The organism is Sphingobacterium spiritivorum (assembly GCF_016725325.1).
In the GTDB taxonomy this organism is placed as follows: Bacteria; Bacteroidota; Bacteroidia; order Sphingobacteriales; family Sphingobacteriaceae; genus Sphingobacterium.
This window is the reverse complement of the sequence record NZ_CP068083.1, coordinates 1873316-1890210: the sequence shown is the minus strand read 5'-3', so window position 1 is coordinate 1890210 and position 16895 is coordinate 1873316. Positions and strand designations below refer to the sequence as shown.

Below are 16895 nucleotides of genomic sequence, written 5' to 3'. Positions count from 1 at the left end.
TCAAAACATTAAAAATCAACCGCATACACTGAAACCTTCTATCCATTACATTGTTTATATGAGTATGAGAGCAATTTGGACAGGAGCAATAGGCTTTGGACTAGTAAATATTCCGGTTAAGATATACAGTGCCACGCAAAGCAGTTCACTGGATCTGGATATGTTAGATCGGAAAGACAAGTCAAACATTAAGTACAAAAGGGTGAATGAGAAGACTGGAAAAGAAGTCGCCTGGGAAAATATTGTCAAAGGATATATGCTGAAAGACAAATATATAGTTCTTGAAGAGGCTGACTTTGAGGATGCAAGTCCTGAAAAAAATAAAATGATCAATCTCCAGTCCTTTGTTAAACTGGAAGAAATAGATAGTATCTATTTTGATACTCCCTATTATTTAGAGCCGCAGAAGGGGGGAGATAAAACCTATCAATTGCTCTTGAAAGGATTAGAAAAAAGCAAAACTGCTGGTTTAGGATCCTTTGTTATGCGTAATATTGAGAATCTGGTCATTATAAAACCCTACCAAAATATGCTGTTGCTCAATAAACTTCGATTTGAAGAAGAAATCCGCTCCCCTGAAGAATTAAAAATTCCGGGAACTTCCAGAATCAAAAAAGAAGAAATGGATATGGCCTTACAACTTATCAAACAACATAGCCATAGCTTTGATATCTCCGGATATAAAAATGAATATACGCGAGATTTGCTTAAAATCATCAAACAGAAAGACAAAGGCAAAAGGGCAACTATCCGAAAGATGACTGTAGAAAATACAAAAGCAGCAGATCTGTTGGCTCAGCTGAAAGCAAGTTTAGCTTAAAATTTCTCTAATGCCTTTTTGATATCAGCAGGATGCTCAAAAATATCCTTCCATGGATCTTCTTTTTTTTCAAGACGACCAGCAATAGAAGTTATATTAAATTGTTTTATATCCAGACCTTCCTTTACTTCTTTCCAATGTAAAGGCGTACTGATAGTAGCTCCTGGCTTGGGGCGCACAGAGTAAGGCGATGCAATAGTCTGTCCCCTCCGGTTTTGCAGATAATCCAGATATATGAGACCCTTTCTTTTCTGTGGATCCCTGATCAGACTCGTTGTGTCCGGATGTTCTTCATGGATCATCTCTGCGATAAACTGTATAAAATCACGAACTACATCATAGGTATATTTTCTGTTTACATACATGTATATATGCAATCCTGTAGATCCGGAAGTCTTAATATAATCTGTCACACCTGCCTGTTTAAAGAGACGATGAGCCGTTCTGGCGACATCAATCAAGACCTCAAAATCAGCGCCGTTGGGATCCAGATCCAACACGGCAAAGTCCGGGTATTCTTTCTTTTGATAGGTAGACAGCCAGGGATTAATTTCGATAGATCCTAAATTCGCAATGTAAAGCAGCGTTGCCTTATTATTACAGATCAGATAATCGATATCCTTATCTGTACTTTCAGAATACATGGAAACAGTGCGCAACCAGTCCGGAATCTGCTTTACGTCCACATCCTTTTGAAAAAAACTCTTTTCTTCTATCCCATTTGGAAAACGGTGCATGGAGATCGGTTTATCTTTGAGATAGGGTAACAGAAGATCTCCGTATTTCTCATAATATGCTAACAATTTTCCCTTAGTAAATCCATCTGATGGCCAATATACCTTGTCCAGATTAGTAAGCTTTACCTGATGGCGATCAACTGTAATCACCTTATCTTTCACCAGCTCTTCTTCAGGGCGCTCTACCTGTACATCCTTCACATTCTTATCCATACGCAACACTTTAAAAACAGGATGACGAAGATGCTTGTCAGCTGTCCATTCGGAATAATAGACTTCGCATACCAAAGCAGGCTTCACCCAGGTCACTTCCTTTTCTTTTGCTACAATGACTTTCGGGTCAAAAGGTTTTCCTGATTTCCTGTTATCCTTTAGTTTATCAAAAATATCTTTTAAAAGATCCTCTGTAAATCCTGTTCCACAGTTTCCAAGGTAAATCCATTGCTCCTTTTCATAATATCCTAACACTAAAGCACCAAAAAAGGAACGGCTTCCCTGAGGCTTTGTATATCCGCAGATTACTGCTTCCTGAGTTTTCCGGAACTTTACTTTAAGCCACTGGCTACTTCGTTTACCGGCATGGTACAAACTCTCTGTATCTTTTGCTACGACTCCTTCCCAACCCTGCTTTTCAGCCTGTTTCCGGATTTTTGAAACCGTTCCTGTCAAAGCTTCAACAGGCGTTAGTACAGATTTTTTCACTCCTTTTAATAGCAATTGAAGCAGATCCTTTCGCTCCTTCAATGGATATTGACTCAGATCATTTTCATCCAGACTTAGCAGATCAAAAATATAATACCGAATTACGAGAGAAGGAGGCAAAGGCTCTCCACTCTGCAAAAGCTGGAACTGAGCTTTCCCATTTTTATCTTCTATGACAACTTCTCCGTCCAGCCAGACATCACGTTCAAGAGCCGACACCGCTTTGACGATACTCGGGAATAGCTTATTCATCTGTTTTCCATTACGGGAATATAAAACAACGTTTTCAGAGGTCTTAACTGCGATTATCCGGAAGCCATCGTATTTTTTTTCATACAACCAGCCCTCTTCATCTGGTAAATCTGTAGTGAGTCGGGTTAACATGGGAAGAGGTTCCAGCAGTTCCACCTTTGCATTTTTAGCAGGTGAAGCAGACAATTTTGATTTCTCTTTTGATGTCTTTGCAGGCTTCTTTTTATACTGTTCTCCTTGATCCTTAATCTTCTTACTGACATATTCTTCAGCATTGTACGGTTTATCTACGGCGAACTTATCTTTGTGTTTGATCAACAGCCACGATTTACCATCTCCATCTTTTATACGTACTAGGGCAAACTCTCCTTTTAGTATTTTTCCATGAAGAATAAATTTAACTGAACCTTGCTCTATATCATCCAACAGACTTTTCTCGTTGCCATTCTCCAAAGGCTGAAAATAGCCTTCGTCAAATATAGAAACAGTCCCGGTGCCGTAGTTTCCTTTAGGAATCTCTCCTTCAAAGCTGGCATAATCGACAGGATGATCTTCCACCTGCACCGCAAGTCTCTTATCCTGCGGAAAAAGAGAAGGACCTTTCGGCACTGCCCAGCTTTTGAGCACTCCCCCCAACTCCAGACGAAAGTCATAATGAAGACGACTTGCATGATGACGCTGCACCACAAATCGTAGTTTAGCCGGTTTATCCAAACTTGTGGCTCCTTTTGGTTCCGACGTTTCCTTGAAATTGCGCTTCTTATGGTATTGCCCTAATTTATCCATAATCCTATACTTTCTATATAAACATCAGGATATTAACAAAGGTTTACAGCTTACTTATCAGTCTGTCTCTGAAGTAGACGCGCTCTATAATTCTCGCTTTGGATAGCTGAGCATATAAGTTAGGAAGAACGGAAGACGCCACATTCCTTATTTCGGAATTATTGGCATCCGATACAGCCTGTTCAAAAAGAGGAATACTACGTTCATAATCTTCAATGACCATTTTTATAAATCTATAATCAAAATCCGTATTCTTTTCTTCTTTCAGATCGGAGACTTGCTGTGCATCGATAGCATTCATGACTGCCGGAATAGCGACATTTAAATTGTCTCCTAAAGCTATAATCTGTGCCACATCTTTCGTATGGCATTCTTTTAAAGCCAATGCAAGATTGCGGATAGAATCTGAACTGGCCATCTGCAAGGCTTGTTCTGAAGCATTTTTTAGTTTAAGACCGCTTTCCACGGTTTTTATAAAAAAGCGTTCGGCATCAAAATAAATATTGTAATCCAATATCGAAGCTGATACTACGGAATCTGTGAGTGGCGCATTTTTAATAGATGTAGGTTTCTGGCAACTGCTTAAGTTCCATGTGACTGCAGCCAGAAGAATATATAGGTAAGCTTTCATGATCCTGTGTTGTATAATTACTATAATTACACACAGGAGCCACAAGTGTTGAGGGGAAAAACACCTTAAAAAAAAGAATAATACCTGTTGAATAAGATTAAATGCGCAATTGGGAATTAGCTTATATCTGTAAGGCTGATAATCTTATCTGTTCCGAACCGGAATACTGAACGGCCCTTCATGCTGATTACTTGTCCGCGTTCATAACCATTAGGCAGATCTACAGCTAATTTAGCTGAATAATCGATTTCAATTTCGGTCTCTTCGGGAGAATGACGAACAGCCAAAATTTCCTGTTTGCGTTCCGAAAACAACTCTGCCGCCTGTACGGCCTGATCCCAGAATGCACGGCGACCTAATAAAGATAAGTTGATCTCACCATCAGTAATATTGACAAAACGTATTTCATCATCCAGATCCGTAAGCATACCTGCTATATCAAGCTGATTATAGGCTTCAACATAATTGCGGATCAGTTTTTCTCGCTGGGTATAGTCCATTAACGTAATCTTTCTGCTGATTTTATCAGGCGTTCATCTTTACGTATACCACCGAAAGCGAGAGATAGAAACACAATAGCTACAGGGAATAAGAAAAACCCGACGCCAATATTACTTGCTGAAAGATATTGGGATGTTTTAGACAAAATATCTCCGGAAAAAGAATAAAGCCAGAAAAAGAATAGAACAAGCAAAACAATCTGTAATAAAATCAGTTTGATCTGCATCTTACGATCTTTAAATTTAAAGATGATATATACCGGGATCAACCCTAAAACGACTGTAGCTATACTCTGCAGAATAAAAGACTCTTCTTTTACAGATTCACCATTAACAGCCGTATAAGATCCTGACACTAATAATTTTCTACCTATTCCCGCTACATCAATATATTGCAGATAGGGAAACAGAAACAATGCGAAAATAGTCACTCCCGCTAATAATAACCAAACCGTTTGAATACGCTGTATCATAAGATTATTTTATTGTAACAAAACAAACTTAGATAAATTTGCTTTTATATGCAATATTATTGACTGTATATAAAACTAATTTATCGGTTTCTCCTTTGCCGTTAAGCCGTAATTTTTAAGAGAAAATATACTGTCAACTCCACAAGTGAATGTATGACAGTTACTATGTTTTATTAACAATGCTAATGTCAAATTGTTGCGTCAAAAAATGAAGTTGAATTATAAAATCATCCAAATCACTACATTTGCAAAGTGGAACTAAAAACGAAACGTTTCTTTCTGGAGATAGCCTATCAGGGCACCGCATATCATGGTTGGCAAATCCAGCATAACGCTGTTTCTGTACAGGAAAAGTTAAATGATGTACTTAAAACCTTACTTCGTAAGGACATTGAAACAATAGGTGCAGGCCGGACAGATACAGGAGTACACGCGAGGCAGTTATTTGTTCACTTTGATGCCCTGGCAGAAGGTCTGCTATTACAGCCCGATAAATTTGTGCATTCTCTCAATGCTCTTTTACCTCATGATATAGCAGTATACAGCCTTTTACCAGTAGATGACGAAGCTCATGCCCGTTTTGATGCAACTTCCAGATCTTATGAATACCATCTGCATTTCAAAAAAGATCCGTTCCTGTTACATGCCTCCTGGTTGACAAGAGATATTCCGGATGTAGCAAAGATGAATGAGGCCTGTCAGTATCTTCTGGGGAGACAGGATTTCGAGTGTTTCAGTAAATCCAACACACAGGTTTTTACCAATTTTTGTGATATATCAAGAGCTGAATGGTTATGGAAGACCGATGACCATCTTGTTTTTCATATTTCTGCAGACCGGTTCCTAAGAAATATGGTCAGGGCAATTGTCGGAACCTTATTAGAAATCGGACTGAAAGGAAAAGAACCGGTCTATATAAAGGAAGTCATAGCAAGCAAGAGCCGTTCAAAGGCAGGAACATCTGTCCCAGCGCACGGATTATATTTAACGGAAGTGGTTTATCCTTATATTAGTAAACGTAAATAGAATAAGCAGTGAGTGATCAAAAGATAACAGGAAAAACATACGACAGTAAGCTATTAAAGCGCATGATCAAATACATGCGCCCCTATCAGACAGTATTCTGGATTTCGGTCGTATTGACTATTTTGCTTGCTGCTGTAGCGCCCGCACTTCCCTTGCTGATCGAGCATACATTAGACAAATATATCCTCACAGATGATGCCTCAGGTCTTAATAATATGCTGATCGCCATGTTGGGACTTCTCGTTCTGCAAACTATCATAAGGTATTTTCATACCTTAATGACGAATACACTTGGACAATCTGTCATCAGAGATATACGTATTGAAGTATTTAATCACATCACTAATCTCAGACTCAAATACTTTGATAATACACCTATCGGAAGACTTATCACGCGTACAATATCCGATCTGGAAACGATATCCAATATCTTTTCCGAAGGACTTATACAAATTATAGGTGACTTGCTGCAACTACTGGTGATACTCATAGTCATGTTCTATACCGACTGGAAGCTGACGCTTATTGTTCTCATCCCGATGCCTCTGATGGTAGCAGCGACCTACATTTTTAAAGAAGCAATGAAATCTGCTTTTCAGGATGTACGGAAGTGGGTGGCTAATCTCAATACATTTTTGCAGGAGCATATCTCCGGAATGGGTATTATTCAATACTTTGCCCGGGAAAAACAAGAATTACATAAGTTTAAAGACATCAACTCCCACCACCGGAATGCGCATATACGTGCCAACTGGTACTTTTCTATATTTTTCCCGGTATTAGAACTAATCATGGCCATAGCACTCGGTCTTCTGGTCTGGTTCGGATCCAAACAGATTATCGCAGATGTAATATCGCCCGGAGTAGTGGTGGCATTTATCATGTACATAAATATGATATTCAGACCGATACGAGAGCTTATAGATAAATTCAACACCTTACAAATGGGGATGGTGAGTGCTGAAAGGATCTTCGATGTACTGGATACAGATGAAGCGACTCCCAATTCGGGTACGCTTAAACCGGAAAATGTCAAAGGAGAAATAGAATTTAAAAATGTATGGTTTGCCTACAATGATGAAAACTGGGTACTAAAAGATGTAAGCTTCAAAGTGCAGCCGGGAGAAACACTTGCTCTTGTAGGTGCTACAGGTGCCGGTAAATCTTCTACCATCAATATTCTAAGCCGTTTTTATGAAATCAATAAAGGGCAGATCCTTCTGGACGGAATAGATATCCGGGAATATGAACTCAATTATCTGCGTAAGACTATAGCTACTGTTCTCCAGGATGTTTTTCTATTCTCCGACTCCATCAGAAAAAATATCAATCTGAATGAAGACCGCATTTCGGAAGACAAAATAATCGATGCCGCAAAACAAGTCGGAGCTTATGATTTTATTCAACGTCTACCCGGAGGATTCGACTACGAGGTGATGGAGCGCGGAGCAACATTGTCCGCCGGTCAGGCGCAACTTATTTCTTTTATCCGGGCATTGGTACACGATCCTAAGATCCTGATACTGGATGAAGCTACGTCTTCTGTAGATACCGAAACAGAAGAACTTATCCAGTCTGCCATTGATAACCTGATGAAAGGAAGGACCGCCATTGTCATCGCACACCGGCTGTCCACAATTCAGAAAGCAGACAAAATTATTGTTCTTGATAAGGGAGAGATTAAAGAAGTCGGCAACCATCACGAACTACTCGCTATAGACGGTTATTATAAGAAACTGTACGACCTTCAATTTCATTCGGCCGGAATCTGATAACTTCAGATGTATTTACTGAAAATTTTATCCTAAACACAAGCGGGGTTTTCATATAGAAAACCCCGCTTGTGTTTTGTTATGTGATTAGTTCAATCCTCTTTTCTTCATAAGATAAACCGGATTTGGATCCGCACCTCTGAATGTACGATACATTTGTGCCGGATTTCCTGTTCCTCCTCTTTCAAGAATATTTCTTCTGAAAGAAGCTGCAGTGCCCTGATCATACAAGCCTTTTTCTTTGAATGCTGCGAAAGCATCTGAATCCAGCACCTCAGACCAGATATAAGCGTAATAGCCTGCAGAATAGCCTCCTGAGAAAATATGTTCAAAATAGGTACTTCTATATCTCGGTATAATAGAGTTTATAAGTCCGATCTTGTTCATTGCTCCTTTCTCAAAAGCATTGATATCATCTTTGACAGGAGCTGTAATGGTGTGGTAATTCATATCCAGTAAGGACGCCGCCAAATATTCAACAGTAGCAAAGCCCTGATCAAATGTGCCTGCCTTTTGCATCTTGGAAATCAGCGAATCCGGAATTGCCTCTCCGGTTTTGTAATGTTTGGCATATACTTTCAATACCTCAGGATCTGCCGCCCAGTTTTCCATGATCTGCGAAGGAAGTTCCACGAAATCTCTTGGTACCGATGTACCGGCCAGACTTTTATATTTAACATTAGACAACAATCCATGCAAAGCATGTCCGAATTCATGGAATAAGGTTGTGGCTTCATCAAACGTAAGCAATGCTGGTTCATCACCTATCGGTTTAGTAAAATTACATACTATAGAAATAACAGGAGCGACACGCTTGCCCTCTTTTCTATATTGTGAACGGTATGATGTCATCCATGCGCCTCCTTTTTTAGAAGCTCTCGGAAAGAAGTCGGCATACAACAGACCCAGATGTGAACCATCTTTATCCTTTACTTCATAGACTTCCACTTCAGGGTGATAGACCGGTATATTATTCAAAGCGACAAATGTCAGACCATATAATTTATTTGCAACAGAGAAAGCTCCTTCACGTACAGATTGCAGACTCAGATAAGGCTTGATGTCTTCTTCATTCAACGCAAAACGTTTTTTACGGATAATTTCAGCATAATATCTCCAGTCGTATGGTGCTACATTAAAGGTATCTTTTGCAGCAATAATTTCTTTCTGAATATCAGCAGCTTCTACTTTCGCTTTTGCCAAAGCCGGTGTCCACAACTTGTTCAATAAGTCATATACATTAGCCGGATTCTCCGCCATAGATTCTGACAATACATAAGCTGCATGATTTGCAAAGCCTAATAATTTGGCCTTTTCCAGACGCAGATTAGCGATTTTACGAACAATCTCTTTGTTGTCTGCATCATTTCCGTTATTTCCTCTCAGGCTATAAGCTTCCCAGATTTTCTTACGCAGATCTCTGTTCTTTGCATATTGCAGAAATGGCATAATAGACGGGTTTTTCAATGTGAATACCCATTTATCTTTCAATCCTTTTGCCTTAGCTACTTCCGCAGCTGCCGCTTTCAGATCAGTAGTAAGCCCTTCCAGATCCGCCTCTTTATCTACAACCAATTCGAATGCATTGGTTTCTTTTAATACGTTCTGTCCAAACTGAGTTGTCAATACAGACATCTCTGCATTTATTTTTTTCAGCTTTTCTTTGTCCTTATCCTTCAGACCCGCTCCCGAACGTATAAATCTTTTGTATGTTTCTTCCAGTAACTTGTTGTCTTCAGCATCAAGTCCCAGTGCCTGTTTCTTTTCCCATATGGTTTTGATTTTACCAAACAGGGTAGAATTTAAGGTAATCTCATCATTATGTGCAGACAATACAGGTGCCATATTCTTAGCTAAAGCCTGAATAGTATCGTTAGTATTCGCTAAATTAAGATTAGAAAATATAGTGGAAACCTGACTTAACAAACCTCCGGCATTTTCCAAAGCCAGAATAGTATTTGCAAAAGTTGGTTCATCCGTATTATTAACAATAGAGTCAATCTCCAGTTTATGTCGTTTTAATGCTTCGTCAAATGCAGGCTTAAAATGCTCATCTTTGATCTTGTCAAATGGAGGGACATTGAAAGGTGTATCATAGGCTAAAAGTAACGGGTTGGTCGTTTCTGTCTTCTGTTCATTATTACAACCGACCACAGTTGCCGCAATGATCATGAACATGGGCAAAAAGCTTTTTTTATTCATTTCTGTTTCTTGATTTGTTTTCAATGTTTTTTACAAAGTTAACAATTCCACCCGGAATGACTGCCTTTAGCATACACAAAGACTCTTTACTTTCAGAAATTTATCAGATTTTTGTAAAACAAATACATAGATGTAACTATTATCAAAATATTACGTCTATTAGCATAATAATTAGCAACTTAAAAGATGAATAGTGTATCTCGCTTCTTCTGGTACTGTGCAGGTGTACATCAGGACACGCTGGCCAAATATCCTGAAGAACATAATAAATATGTCAGCATTGGTGCTACGATATTTTTCACAGGGCTTTTTGCCGCTCTTTCCGGTGGATATGCATTATATTTTGTCTTTAGCGGTAATGACCTTTCCGTCGTATATGCCATAATCTTTGGACTTATATGGGGCCTGGCCATCTTTAATCTCGACCGTTACATCGTGCTGAGTATTGATAAAACTAAAGGAAGCGGCAAGCAATTTCTTCAGGCTTTCCCACGTATCTTACTGGCCATACTTGTCGGTGTTGTTATTTCCAGACCCCTCGAGTTAAAGATATTTGATAAAGAAATCCGCGAACATCTGCGAGGTTCATACCTGAGTCAGCAACGGGCAAAAATAGATACCCTCAATCAGACATTTGAGAATAAATACGCAACTGAATATGGGCAGCTCAACGGGTTAAAAAAACAGGCAGACTCATTAGACAGCAGCATAAAGTCAGATAAGCAAAAACTTAATTTTGAAATCTTTGGCAATAAAACAACAGAGACTTCCGGAGTCATGGGATACGGGCCTTATGCCAAAATGAAAGAAGCCCAGCTCAAAAAGCAGGAAATTTATCTCGATACACTCCGGACACGCATTCAACAAAAAGAAGTCGTACTCCTGGAACGAAAGTCATTTGAGGGAATCCTGGATCAAAAATTACTTTCGAATAAAAGTCTGGACAGTGCAGTCAATATAGCCGGATTTGCAGATCGTAATGCAGCGCTTGGCAATCTTAAATTTAAAGCGGACGGCTCTGTCGATCAGGCTACAGAAAATGCCGTACTCTTTATTGCGCTTTTATTTATATTTTTTGAATGCCTGCCCGTATTTGTAAAACTCATGAGCGGACGTGATTCCTACGATCAGGCTTTATTAAGTCAGCGCGAAATCCACAACTATGAATCGCACACCAGTATCGCTGTGGAGAAAAGTGCTATTGATAATCTGGAAGGTTTCAGAACAGATGTATCCATCAAAAAACGTATGGATAAACTAAATAACGATTACCACGAAGAAAAAGAAGTATAAAAACTCCCAGATCTGCTTATTGACATACAGTAAAGGAAAGTATGTTAATAATGCTGTCTTTTCAGAATAAAATTCATATTCCTTTAACACATTTTTGCTTGCAGCACACACATATTGGCTTCATTTTTGGATAATTGATGTTACCGCACTTCGATCGGGAGTACGGATTAAATTAAGATTAGGAGGTAAAATATGATTGGAATCGTTGGAGGAGCCAGGCCACTTGCGGGACTGGAACTTATAAAAAAAATTATGGAAGAAACAATTGCACCAACAGACCAGGATCAGTTGCCTGTGCTCTTGTCTTCACAACCTCATCGTATCGCAGACCGTACTGCGTATTTACTTGATAATACACAGACAAATCCGGCATATGCCATAGCGGAGATTATACGTGAACTGGAACAATCCGGAGCTACTGTAGTTGGGATTCCTTGTCATACCGCACATGCTGTTCCCATATTTGATATCATCCGATATGAATTACAGAACAAAGAGCATAAAGTACGACTGCTGCATATGGTAGAAGAAACATCGGACTATATTGCAGCACATTTCACTGCACCTATAGTTGGCATTCTGACCACCACCGGCATCCGCAACACAGGACTTTATAATCACGTATTTGCAGCAAAAGGCTTGAAAGTTATTCAACCTCCTGAAGAATGGCAGGAGAAAATTCAGGCAGCAATACATGATGAGCAATACGGAATCAAAACCAACTCCTCTCCTGTTACAAACCGTGCAAAGGAAGAGTTGATAGGGGCTATTCATGAACTTAAAAAAGAGGGAGCTACAGTCATTGTATTAGGGTGTACAGAATTATCCCAGGTCTTTCGTGAAAAAGAAATTTCAGGTATGCCTCTTGTGGATCCGAATCGGATTCTTGCACGTGCACTGATCCGGACAGTTGCTCCGCAAAAGCTTAAAGACTAAGTAATAAAATAAAAGTGGCATTATGTTGAAGATAACGCCACTTTTATTTTTTTTGCGCATTCTTACTAAAATTCTATATTTACGATTGAAAACATTATTAAGCTAAAAATATGGATGCACAAAGAGTGGACAGTTATTTAATAACTCAGGTCAAATTTTTCTCACCTCAACATCTTAATCTGTTGAGAGAGCAAATGTTACAAATGGATGAAAGTCGGTTTGTACAAATACAGATGCTGTCCTTCAACGATCCTATGATTACCCTGTTGATCTCGATATTTGCAGGTTCATTTGGTATAGATCGTTTCATTATCGGAGATACAGGTCTTGGAATAGGAAAGTTATTGACTTGCGGTGGTCTGGGTATCTGGACAATCGTTGACTGGTTCCTGATTATGGATGCTACAAAAGAAAAAAACTTCAGAAAAATAGCAGCTTTGCTATAGATCAATAACAACATAATCCGTACTGTATTTATAAAATATACCGTACGGATTTGTATACGACCTCTACCCAACAGGATCATCTGTCACTTTGACACCTCCCTGTCCGCTATTTTAGTTGGCACAAATATTGATGTTTAAACATATAAATACAGGAGGTTAATCATGCAAAAAACAATCCATCGTGCAGAAAACCGTGGTCAGGCTGACTTCGGATGGTTAAAAAGCTATCATTCTTTTAGCTTCGGACAATATTACAATCCGGACAATATCCATTTCGGTGCATTACGTGTGCTGAATGATGATCATGTAGCAGCAGGTCAGGGATTTGGCCGTCATCCGCATGACAATATGGAGATTGTAAGTATCCCGTTATCAGGCACACTGGCCCACAGCGACAGTATGGGTCATGGAAAAGATATACAGACCGGAGATATACAGATCATGAGTGCCGGCACAGGTATTCAGCATTCTGAATTCAATCGTAGCAAAACAGATGATGTAAAATTCTTACAGATCTGGATTATTCCCAAAGAGGCGGACATAGAGCCAAGATACGATCAGAAATCATATGCCCATCTCGATAAAGATAATAAATGGATCACGATTGTGTCGCCTGATGAAGCTGATGCAAATGCTGTATGGATAAATCAGGATTCCTGGTTCAATCTTGCTGATCTGAAAAAAGGAAATACTTTGGCCTATCCCTTACACAAGCAGACAAATGGTATTTATCTCTTTGTGCTGGAAGGAAATGTTTCTGTGGCAGGAGAACAACTTGGCCGCAGAGATGCCATAGGAATACAAGACTCAGACAACATCAGCATAGAGGCAGATGCAGATGCACAACTTCTTCTGATAGAAGTGCCGATGTTTTAAAAAACTGATCCCAAACACAGATAATTGAGGGTCTGACTTATCGTCAGACCCTTTTTATTAAAACTTTGTTTAGCTTTTGAGGTTGTATATAAAATAATCCTACTATGGCAGAAGCGACCCGTACACCTCTAGCACAAATATCTTCTCTCTATTCCAGACAATCGGACTACAAAGAAAAGGCCAGGCAACTATCGGTAGAGCAACGCATTGCACTTCTTCGGGATTTGGGTAAAAAAATAGAAAACAGTCACGCTGCCATTAAGGAAGCACTATATCACGATTTCAGAAAGAATACCTTTGAAACAGATTACACTGAAATCTACGTTGTCGAATCTACTATAAGACATGTCTGCAGGAATCTAAAAAGATGGGCAAAAAACCGAAAGGTAAAAAATAATCTGATGTATATCACGACACGCTCCTATCTCCAGTACGAACCTAAGGGCAATTCTCTTATTATTACTCCCTGGAACTATCCGTTTCAGATTCCGTTGATGCAAACAATCAGCAGTATCGCTGCCGGAAATACCGTTATGCTGAAATTATCGGAATACGTTCCGCATACCAATGCAATAATAGAACAGATAATCAGCTCTGTATTTGAGCAGGAACACGTGGCTGTCACTAACGGACAAGCTGAAGAAACTACACATTTATTAAATCTGAAATTTGACCATATTCACTTTACTGGTTCACCACAGATAGGGAAGTTAGTTATGCAGGCAGCTTCAAAACATCTGTCTGATATCACTCTGGAATTAGGTGGAAAATCACCTGTCTTTATAAATCAAGATGTAAACCTCCGATTAGTAGTACGAAATCTGATATGGGGTAAATTCGTAAATGCAGGCCAAACCTGTATTGCACCGGACTATGCTCTCATAGACAATAAGGTGAAGGATACTTTTGAAAAAATAGTACAGGAAGAATTGTCAATGGCTTTCGGATCCTCAACCGATCAGTCGCCGGACCTGGCCCGTATCATTAATGACAGGCAATTTGACCGGTTGGAGCGCGCTCTCAAACAAGCACTGGAAGCAGGAGCCCGTGTACTGGCTGGTGGAGAAACGAATAAGACGTCCCGTTTTATTTCCCCCACCATATTGACAGATATCCCGGCAGACAGCAGTTTAATGACAGAAGAAATCTTTGGACCGATATTACCCGTTATTTACTACGACACTTTAAGTGAAGCTTTATCCCTTGTATCTCAAAAAGAGAAACCTCTGGCGCTCTATATCTTCAGCAGGGACCATCATTATACCGATACTATTCTCAGGAATACGACAGCAGGTTCTACGGCCGTAAATGATATGCTGATTCAGTATATGCATCCTCATCTTCCCTTTGGCGGAGTCAATCATTCGGGCATAGGCCAGTCTTTCGGACAATATGGTTTTAAATCCTTTTCTCATGAACGGACAGTAGTCTCCGGGAGCAGAAGCCTTCCGATATCGCAGGTTTTCTGGTATCCGTATACCGCCAAAACCGAAAAGCTGTTCAAGTTTATAAAACGCTTCCTGTAAACAAAAAAAGAGTTGTCAGAAATCTGACAACTCTTTTTCTATGTATAATGCGATACGATTACTGGAATTTTTTCGCATTGATTTTACGTTCATTCTCTGTCAGGTAGATCTTACGCAGACGTGTACTTTCCGGTGTTACCTCGATGTACTCGTCAGCCTGAATATATTCCATAGATTCTTCCAGTGAAAATTTGATTGCAGGAGCAATACGTGTATTATCATCCGTACCCGAAGCACGCATATTTGTCAACTGCTTACCTTTCACGATATTGATAGTCAAATCATTATCACGGATATGTTCACCCAAGATCTGTCCTTCATAAATATCAACTCCCGGATCTACGAAAAATTTACCACGATCCTGTAATTTATCGATAGAGTATGCAGTAGTTGTACCTTTGTCAAGTGAAATCAATACACCATGAAGACGTCCAGGGATCGTTCCTCTCCAAGGCTCGTATCCTTTCAGACGGTGAGCCATTACAGCTTCACCAGCTGTTGCTGTCAATACGTTGTTACGAAGACCGATGATACCGCGTGAAGGAATCTCAAATTCCAGATGCTGCATTTCTCCTTTTGTCTCCATCACTAACAATTCACCTTTACGTTGCGTTACCAACTCGATTACCTTACCGGATACCTCAGCAGGAACATCTACCACCATCACTTCAATAGGCTCACACTTCACACCGTCAATCTCTTTAACGATAACCTGTGGCTGACCTACCTGAAGCTCGTATCCTTCGCGACGCATTGTTTCGATCAATACAGATAAGTGAAGAATACCACGACCATATACTAACCATGCATCAGGAGATTCTGTAGGAACAACGCGTAATGCAAGATTTTTCTCTAATTCTTTCTGCAGACGGTCATGGATGTGACGTGAAGTAACATATTTACCCTCTTTACCGAAGAAAGGAGAGTTATTGATCGTGAACAACATATTCATGGTAGGCTCATCGATATGCATAACCTCCAGTTGTTCCGGGTTTTCAAAATCTGCAATAGTATCACCGATATCAAATCCTTCGATACCTACTACAGCACATATATCACCTGATTTTACTTCTGTAACTCTCGCTTTACCTAATCCTTCAAATACATACAATTCTTTCACACGTGATTTCACGATTTTACCGTCACGTTTTACCAAAGATACCGGTTGTCCTTCTTTGATGAGACCACGCGCTACACGTCCTACTGCGATACGTCCTACGAAAGTAGAATAATCAAGAGATGTAATCTGCATTTGTAACGTACCTTCTACTACCGGAGCAGATGGGATATGTTTCAGGATAGCATCCAGAAGGTCTGTAAAATCTTCTTTAGGTTCTTTCCAGTCTGTAGACATCCATCCTTGTTTAGATGAACCGTAAAGTACAGGGAAATCTAATTGCTCTTCATTTGCATCAAGACTGAAGAAAAGGTCAAAAACATTTTCATATACTTCATCAGGACGACAGTTTTCTTTATCCACTTTGTTTACAACAACAATTGGTTTCAGTCCTAATCCCAAAGCCTTCTGCGTCACGAAACGTGTTTGAGGCATCGGTCCTTCGAATGCATCCACCAAAAGGATAACCCCGTCAGCCATTTTAAGTACACGCTCTACCTCACCACCGAAATCGGCGTGACCAGGAGTGTCAATAACATTGATTTTTACACCCTGATAGGTAACAGAAACGTTTTTAGAGACAATGGTGATACCGCGTTCGCGCTCCAGATCATTGTTATCCAAAATTAAGTCGCCTTTGTTTTCCGAATCTCTGAAAAGATTGGTAAAGTGTAAAATTTTGTCAACCAATGTAGTTTTACCGTGGTCAACGTGTGCGATGATCGCTATGTTTCTGATATTCTGCATCTAGCAAATGTTTGTATATAAAATTTGAGGGTGCAAAGCTAACGATTTTACAC

Annotated in this window: 14 protein-coding genes; 8 read left to right on the top strand and 6 right to left on the bottom strand. The window is 39.7% G+C overall.

Annotated elements, in window-relative coordinates:
* The first annotated feature begins 64 nt into the window (after positions 1-64).
* Positions 65-820 carry a Ku protein gene (locus I6J02_RS07725; protein WP_201681159.1) on the top strand — a complete coding sequence of 252 codons (756 nt, stop codon included), beginning with the start codon at positions 65-67 and terminating at the stop codon, positions 818-820.
* Here the strand turns inward: I6J02_RS07725 and ligD are convergent.
* The 4 genes from ligD to I6J02_RS07705 all read right to left on the bottom strand — a co-directional run bounded on the left by ligD (position 817) and on the right by I6J02_RS07705 (position 4901).
* On the bottom strand, positions 817-3297 hold the full coding sequence (gene ligD, locus I6J02_RS07720; protein ID WP_201681158.1) for a DNA ligase D: 2481 nt from the start codon (positions 3295-3297) through the stop codon (positions 817-819). The two genes, I6J02_RS07725 and ligD, sit on opposite strands and share 4 nt — an antisense overlap.
* 43 nt (positions 3298-3340) lie before the next feature.
* Positions 3341-3928 (bottom strand): DUF4142 domain-containing protein, encoded by a 588-nt coding sequence (locus tag I6J02_RS07715; RefSeq protein ID WP_201681157.1) that lies wholly within the window; start codon positions 3926-3928, stop codon positions 3341-3343.
* 116 nt (positions 3929-4044) lie between these two features.
* Positions 4045-4428 (bottom strand): nuclear transport factor 2 family protein, encoded by a 384-nt coding sequence (locus tag I6J02_RS07710; RefSeq protein WP_201681156.1) that lies wholly within the window; start codon positions 4426-4428, stop codon positions 4045-4047.
* On the bottom strand, positions 4428-4901 hold the full coding sequence (locus I6J02_RS07705) for a DUF4293 domain-containing protein (RefSeq protein WP_201681155.1): 474 nt from the start codon (positions 4899-4901) through the stop codon (positions 4428-4430). Before I6J02_RS07705 ends, I6J02_RS07710 begins: the two co-directional genes overlap by 1 nt.
* Positions 4902-5153: 252 nt before the next feature.
* Here I6J02_RS07705 and truA point away from each other — a divergent pair, with 252 nt between their 5' ends.
* Positions 5154-5927 (top strand): tRNA pseudouridine(38-40) synthase TruA, encoded by a 774-nt coding sequence (truA, locus tag I6J02_RS07700; protein ID WP_201681154.1) that lies wholly within the window; start codon positions 5154-5156, stop codon positions 5925-5927.
* A gap of 8 nt (positions 5928-5935) precedes the next feature.
* Positions 5936-7699 (top strand): ABC transporter ATP-binding protein, encoded by a 1764-nt coding sequence (locus I6J02_RS07695; protein ID WP_201681153.1) that lies wholly within the window; start codon positions 5936-5938, stop codon positions 7697-7699.
* 87 nt (positions 7700-7786) lie between these two features.
* Here I6J02_RS07695 and I6J02_RS07690 read toward each other — a convergent pair whose 3' ends face one another.
* Positions 7787-9925: a M3 family metallopeptidase gene (locus tag I6J02_RS07690; RefSeq protein WP_236582349.1), complete on the bottom strand. Its 2139-nt coding sequence runs from the start codon at positions 9923-9925 to the stop codon at positions 7787-7789.
* Between the two features lie 162 nt (positions 9926-10087).
* On the opposite strand from I6J02_RS07690, the gene I6J02_RS07685 reads away from it, so the two are divergent.
* From I6J02_RS07685 to I6J02_RS07665, 5 genes are all read left to right on the top strand, one after another.
* Complete coding sequence (locus tag I6J02_RS07685) at positions 10088-11194, top strand: DUF4407 domain-containing protein (RefSeq protein WP_201681152.1); 1107 nt, start codon at positions 10088-10090, stop codon at positions 11192-11194.
* A 192-nt stretch (positions 11195-11386) separates the two neighbouring features.
* On the top strand, positions 11387-12130 hold the full coding sequence (locus I6J02_RS07680; protein ID WP_201681151.1) for an aspartate/glutamate racemase family protein: 744 nt from the start codon (positions 11387-11389) through the stop codon (positions 12128-12130).
* A 110-nt stretch (positions 12131-12240) separates the two neighbouring features.
* Positions 12241-12576, top strand: a complete 336-nt coding sequence (locus I6J02_RS07675) for a TM2 domain-containing protein (protein ID WP_201681150.1) — start codon at positions 12241-12243, stop codon at positions 12574-12576.
* A 162-nt stretch (positions 12577-12738) separates the two neighbouring features.
* Entirely contained in the window at positions 12739-13452 is a 714-nt protein-coding gene (locus I6J02_RS07670) for a pirin family protein (protein ID WP_201681149.1), read from the top strand.
* 104 nt (positions 13453-13556) lie between these two features.
* Positions 13557-14978 (top strand): aldehyde dehydrogenase family protein, encoded by a 1422-nt coding sequence (locus I6J02_RS07665; RefSeq protein WP_201681148.1) that lies wholly within the window; start codon positions 13557-13559, stop codon positions 14976-14978.
* Between the two features lie 58 nt (positions 14979-15036).
* On the opposite strand, the gene typA is transcribed toward I6J02_RS07665, so the two are convergent.
* Positions 15037-16842, bottom strand: a complete 1806-nt coding sequence (typA, locus tag I6J02_RS07660; RefSeq protein ID WP_115170240.1) for a translational GTPase TypA — start codon at positions 16840-16842, stop codon at positions 15037-15039.
* Between the last annotated feature and the right edge of the window lie 53 nt (positions 16843-16895).